Origin of the sequence: uncultured Amaricoccus sp. (assembly GCF_937891315.1) — a bacterium.
Classification (GTDB): domain Bacteria; phylum Pseudomonadota; class Alphaproteobacteria; order Rhodobacterales; family Rhodobacteraceae; genus Amaricoccus.
On sequence record NZ_CALAGI010000063.1, the window covers coordinates 1 to 5,116 of the forward strand.

The window sequence follows — 5,116 nt, forward strand, 5'->3', positions numbered from 1 at the left end:
GAGCCGGCCACCGGCTCGACGATCACCGCGGCGATGGTCGAGGCGTCGTGCAGCGTCACGATCCGCTCCAGCTCGTCCGCGAGGTCCGCGCCGTGCTCCGGCTGGCCACGGGAAAACAGGTTCTTCGCGGGCAAATGGGTGTGCGGCAGATGATCGACGCCGGCCAGCAGCGTGCCGAACCACTTGCGGTTGGTGACGATGCCGCCGACCGAAATGCCGCCGAAATTCACCCCGTGATAGCCGCGCTCGCGCCCGATCAGCCGGGTGCGCGCACCCTGCCCGATGGCCCGTTGATAGGCGATGGCGATCTTCAGCGCCGTCTCCACCGCCTCCGAGCCCGAGTTGCAGAAGAAGGCGTGGTCCAACCCCTCCGGCGCGATGTCGACCAGTCGGTTCGCCAGTTCGAACGCCTTCGGATGGCCCATCTGGAAGGCGGGCGCGTAGTCCATCTCCGCCGCCTGCCGCTGGATCGCCTGCGTGATCCGCGGCCGGCAGTGCCCGGCGTTGCAGCACCAGAGGCCCGCCGTCCCGTCCAGCACCCGCCGCCCGTCCGAGGTTGTGTAATGCATGCCGTCCGCGCCGACGAACATGCGCGGCGCCTGCTTGAACTGGCGGTTCGCGGTAAAAGGCATCCAGAAGGCGCGCAGGTCGTTCGGGGCGCGGCTCTGGCCGGGTTCTGCGGCCTCGGCGGATCGGTTCGACATCGCGGCTTCCTCAGGTAGCCCTGAGGTCGAGCCCGCGCCGAGGCCCTTGCGACGCACGGCGGATTTTGCTCGACCCGTTGGGAAAACTCGTGTTTTATGACCAAACGGTCAAATTCGGACGCTACCACCGCGGTCGGGGGCGTCAAGCTGATTTCCAAGACGCGGCCGAGGACGTTCCGATGAGGCAGCCATGACCCGGGCGGCGTCCCGCGCGAAACCGACCCGCATCCAGCGCGAGAAGACCGAGGCGATCCTCGCCGCCGCGCTCGATGTGTTCGCGACCCACGGCTATCACGGCGCGACCCTCGACCAGCTGGCCGAGGCGGCCGGTCTCTCCAAGCCCAACCTGCTCTATTATTTCGCCTCCAAGGACGACGTGCACCGCACGCTGCTCGAGCGCCTGCTCGACACGTGGCTCGCTCCGCTGCGCGCGCTCGATTCCGCCGGCGATCCGCGGGCCGAGATCGGCGCCTATGTCCGACGCAAGCTCGAAATGTCACGCGACTACCCTCGGGAAAGCCGCCTCTTCGCCGGCGAGATGCTGAGCGGCGCCCCCCGCTTCCTCGATCAGATGCGCGGCCCCTTGCGCGAGCTGGTCGAGGAAAAGGCCGCCGTCATTCGCGACTGGACCGCGGCGGGCCAGATCGCCGAGGTCGATCCGCATCACCTGATCTTCTCGATCTGGGCGGTCACCCAGCACTACGCCGATTTCGAAGTTCAGGTGCGCGCCGTGCTCGACACCGAGGACGACGCCTATTTCGAGGACGCCGCGCGCCATCTCGCCGGTCTTTTCAGGCGGGCACTGGCGCCGTAAGGCCAGAGGAACCTGGCGGGAAATTCGGCGAATCCTGACGCGAGAGTTAAGGCGCGCATCGCCGCCGGATCCTCATTTTGACAAAATATCATTACTTGCTAGATGGTTGATAGCTGTTATTGATATTCATGGACCAACCGCGCGATTTACGATGACTAGGGCGTGGCGGGGTCAGGTGGCCGTCACCGTGATACGCCGGACCGGTCAAAAACTAACAGGATCGGCAACCATGTTCCTGCTGGGAATGCTCCTGGGCGGCGGAATCACGCGTCCGCCCGCCGCGCCCACCCCACCAGCCACGCCGCCGGTTGCCACGCAGCCCGTGCAGGCCGCCTCGGGCACCACCGGGTCGAGCGGGACGTCGTCGAACGGAACCTCGTCGGGAAACACGCCTTCCGGGAACGGCTCATCCGGCCGCGCGTCCCTTGGCGGTGCGTCTTCGGGCAGCGCCTCGTCGGATGGCGCCCTGCCGAACGGAGGATCCACCACCGCGCCGACGACCAGATCCCCAAGCCCGGCCGACGCCGCGGGCGCATCGATCCGGTCGGGCGGGCACGAAAGCGTCCTGACGCCCGCCGCGACACCGACGCCGATCGACGCGCCGGCCGTCCGCATGGATTTTGGCACCGCCGAGGTCGCGCCGGACAGCGAGAATCGCGCCTGCGCCGTCGCCGCGCTCACCCGCGTGCGCGCGGAAGGCACCCTGCTCCAAATTGGCAGGACCGAGGAAAGCCCGCATGCCGCCGCGCATCGCATCGCCGGCGCTGACGCCGCGGGCGGCTACGGCGCGATCGAAATCCTGCGCGGCCGGTCCGCGCCCGTCGGCGGCGTGCTCGATCACGCCGCCTGACGCCGACCCGACCCGGATCGCACCGCGGGGCACGGCCGTTAATCAAGAGTTAACTATTTGTAATATCTACACTTTCGTTGCAATGGACCAAGAATGTATCCTCCCGGGAACAGTCGGAAGCCAATTGAAGGGACTGAGTCATGTCTGTTTCATCCGTGCCTAGCCTTATCGCCGCGCTTTCCATGAAGCCGGTCTCGCCGATGCTGGTGCGCAACATCGTCAGCGCCTGCATGGAGATCGCCGAGGTCAGCCAGCAGGACAAGCCGATGACCGCGCCCGTCCCGAACAGCGCCGGTTCCTCGGCGACCGGCGGCGGCCTCGACCAGCGGGCCTGACAGCGAATCCGGCTACGGAAAAATGGCGCACCGACGGCGCGCTCCGCGCGGTCCGCGGCCCGAACGGACGCGCGTCGGCGAGCGGCGGAGCCGCGCGACGCGGAACCCCACCGGCTCCGGCGTCGTGAATACAGACGCTTAGCCCCATAACCTCGACCATCGCCCGAAAGTCGGGTGCCCTTCCGCGGACCCGCCGAATACGCGCGCCGACCCGCCTTGTGGCCATCTCGCACTCGCGATACCGTCCGCCCTGGAACGAGCGCGGGACTTGCGATGACGGCGGCCCACGAGGCTATTTCGGGCACAGAGCCCACACCTCACAAATTCTGGAAATTGGTTCTCGGGTCAGTCGGCGTCGTGTACGGCGACATCGGGACCAGCCCGCTCTATGCCCTGCGCGAGGCGCTGCGTTCCGCCGCCCGCGACGGGCTGGCTGAATCCGAGGTGGTCGGCATCGTCTCGATTCTGCTCTGGACACTGATCCTGATCGTCTCCTTCAAATATGTCATGCTGATCCTGCGCGCGGACAACCGCGGCGAAGGCGGCACTCTGTCGCTGCTGGCGCTCGCCCAGCGCGCCCTCGGCCGGCGAACCACGCCCCTTCTTGTGCTCGGCGTGCTTGGTACCGCGCTTTTCTACGGCGACGCGGTCATAACGCCGGCGATCTCGGTCCTGTCGGCGGTCGAGGGCCTCGAACTGGTGCAGCCGGCGTTCGAGCCCTATGTCCTGCCGATCACGGTGACGATCCTCATCCTGCTCTTCTGGGTGCAAAGCGTCGGCACGGATCGGGTGGCCATCTTCTTCGGGCCGATCACGCTGGTCTGGTTTCTGGTCCTGGCCGCCCTCGGCCTGCGGCATATCGGGGACAATCTCGGCATCTTCGGCGCCTTCAATCCGGCGATGGCGGTGGAATTCCTCGCCAGCCACGGCACGGGCGCGCTGCCGGCCATGGGCTCGGTGTTTCTCGCGGTGACCGGGGCCGAGGCACTCTACGCCGACATGGGCCATTTCGGCCGGGGGCCGATCCGCGTCGCCTGGGCCGGGCTCGTCTTCCCGGCGCTGGCGCTCAACTATCTCGGCCAGGGCGCGCTCGTCCTCGCCCGCCCCGAGGCGCTGGCCAATCCCTTCTTTCTGATGACGCCGGCCTGGGCCTTGTTGCCGCTGGTCCTGCTCGCCACCGCCGCCACCGTGATCGCGAGCCAGGCGGTGATCACCGGCGCCTATTCCATCACCCACCAGGCGGTCCAGCTCGGCCTGCTCCCCCGCCTCGAAACGAGGCATACGTCCGAGGCGCTGGTCGGGCAGATCTACATGCCGCGGGTGAACTGGACCCTGCTCGCCGGCGTGCTGGTCCTCGTCGTCTTTTTCGGCAACTCCGGGGCGCTCGCCAGCGCCTACGGCATCGCGGTGACCGGGACCATGGTCATCACCTCGATCCTCGCCATCGTCGTGCTGCGCAAGGTGTGGAACTGGCCGATCGCGGCGGTGGTGGCGGTCATCGTGCCGATCCTTGTCATCGAAGCGATCTTCCTCGGCGCGAACCTCATCAAGGTGCTCGACGGCGGCTATGTGCCGCTGATCATGGCCGGCGTAGTCGGCGTGCTGGTCTGGACCTGGGTGCGCGGCACCGCCATCGTCCAGCGCAAGGCCCATACCGACGCGGTGTCGCTCACCTCCCTGATGAGCATGATGAAAAAGCCGAGCATCGTCCGCGTTCCGGGCACCGCGGTGTTCCTGACCTCGGATCCGGACATCGCCCCCTCGGCGCTGATGCACAATCTGAAGCACAACAGCGTGCTGCATCAGCGGAACCTGATCGTCACCGTGACCGTCGCGACCACGCCGACGGTGACCGATGCCGACCGCTCGGTCGTAGAGCAGCTGGACGACAACTTCACCCGGGTCAATCTGGTATTCGGCTACATGGAACAGCCGAACGTGCCGCGCGCGCTCGCCCTTGCCAAGAAGCACGGCATCAAGTTCGAGGTGATGAGCACGTCGTTCTTCCTCAATCGCCGCTCCTTCAAGCCGTCGACGGAATCGGGCATGCCGCTCTGGCAGGATCGGCTGTTCATCGCCATGACCAAGACCGCGACCGACGCCACCGGCTTCTACCGCCTGCCCTCGAACCGCGTCCTGGAACTCGGCCAGCAATTCGTGATCTGATCCGGCGGCCACGCTCCGAAGAAATCCGAACTTCTCACGCCCTCCGCGGGCTTTCCGCGCGCGGGAAGGCCGCGCCGCGAGAAGTCCGGTTAACCCTTTCGTAACGTTTGAGGTGCCCCGCACCCCGACATCCCGCATAGTCGGAAAACTTTAGGAACATTCGCGGGGAATACGGGGAAAATGCTCACAGTCCGGCTTCTGGGCAACGGTCTCGGCCTTCTGGGCGGACAGGGCTTTTCACGCGCGC

6 protein-coding genes are annotated in these 5,116 nt (G+C 66.8%); 4 read left to right on the forward strand and 2 right to left on the reverse strand.

What is annotated here, in order from left to right; genetic code table 11:
• Window positions 1–704, reverse strand: a 704-nt coding sequence (locus tag Q0480_RS05600) for an aminotransferase class III-fold pyridoxal phosphate-dependent enzyme (protein ID WP_299131397.1), incomplete at its 3' end; no start/stop codon positions are given.
• A gap of 190 nt (window positions 705–894) precedes the next feature.
• Between Q0480_RS05600 and Q0480_RS05605 the strand changes: the two genes are divergently transcribed.
• Window positions 895–1,518, forward strand: coding sequence for a TetR family transcriptional regulator C-terminal domain-containing protein (locus tag Q0480_RS05605; protein WP_299131398.1), 624 nt, complete (start codon window positions 895–897; stop codon window positions 1,516–1,518).
• Between the two features lie 204 nt (window positions 1,519–1,722).
• Here the strand turns inward: Q0480_RS05605 and Q0480_RS05610 are convergent, their stop codons facing one another.
• Window positions 1,723–2,133: a hypothetical protein gene (locus Q0480_RS05610; protein WP_299131399.1), complete on the reverse strand. Its 411-nt coding sequence runs from the start codon at window positions 2,131–2,133 to the stop codon at window positions 1,723–1,725.
• Here Q0480_RS05610 and Q0480_RS05615 point away from each other — a divergent pair.
• The 3 genes from Q0480_RS05615 to Q0480_RS05625 all read left to right on the forward strand — a co-directional run bounded on the left by Q0480_RS05615 (window position 2,132) and on the right by Q0480_RS05625 (window position 4,869).
• The gene (locus tag Q0480_RS05615; RefSeq protein WP_299131400.1) at window positions 2,132–2,368 is read left to right on the forward strand and encodes a hypothetical protein; all 237 of its coding nucleotides are present in this window, start codon (window positions 2,132–2,134) and stop codon (window positions 2,366–2,368) included. The genes Q0480_RS05610 and Q0480_RS05615 overlap by 2 nt on opposite strands.
• A 182-nt stretch (window positions 2,369–2,550) precedes the next feature.
• Window positions 2,551–2,703, forward strand: coding sequence for a hypothetical protein (locus Q0480_RS05620; RefSeq protein WP_299131402.1), 153 nt, complete (start codon window positions 2,551–2,553; stop codon window positions 2,701–2,703).
• A 273-nt stretch (window positions 2,704–2,976) separates the two neighbouring features.
• Window positions 2,977–4,869, forward strand: coding sequence for a potassium transporter Kup (locus Q0480_RS05625; protein ID WP_299131404.1), 1,893 nt, complete (start codon window positions 2,977–2,979; stop codon window positions 4,867–4,869).
• Window positions 4,870–5,116: the final 247 nt, after the last annotated feature.

Coding starts and splice junctions, on each gene's coding strand:
- Q0480_RS05605 (WP_299131398.1), top strand. CDS start 895: ATGACCCGGGCGGCGTCCCGCGCGAAACCGACCCGCATCCAGCGCGAG.
- Q0480_RS05610 (WP_299131399.1), bottom strand. CDS start 2,133: ATGCGGACGGCCGGCGCGTCGATCGGCGTCGGTGTCGCGGCGGGCGTC.
- Q0480_RS05625 (WP_299131404.1), top strand. CDS start 2,977: ATGACGGCGGCCCACGAGGCTATTTCGGGCACAGAGCCCACACCTCAC.
- Q0480_RS05620 (WP_299131402.1), top strand. CDS start 2,551: ATGAAGCCGGTCTCGCCGATGCTGGTGCGCAACATCGTCAGCGCCTGC.
- Q0480_RS05615 (WP_299131400.1), top strand. CDS start 2,132: ATGGATTTTGGCACCGCCGAGGTCGCGCCGGACAGCGAGAATCGCGCC.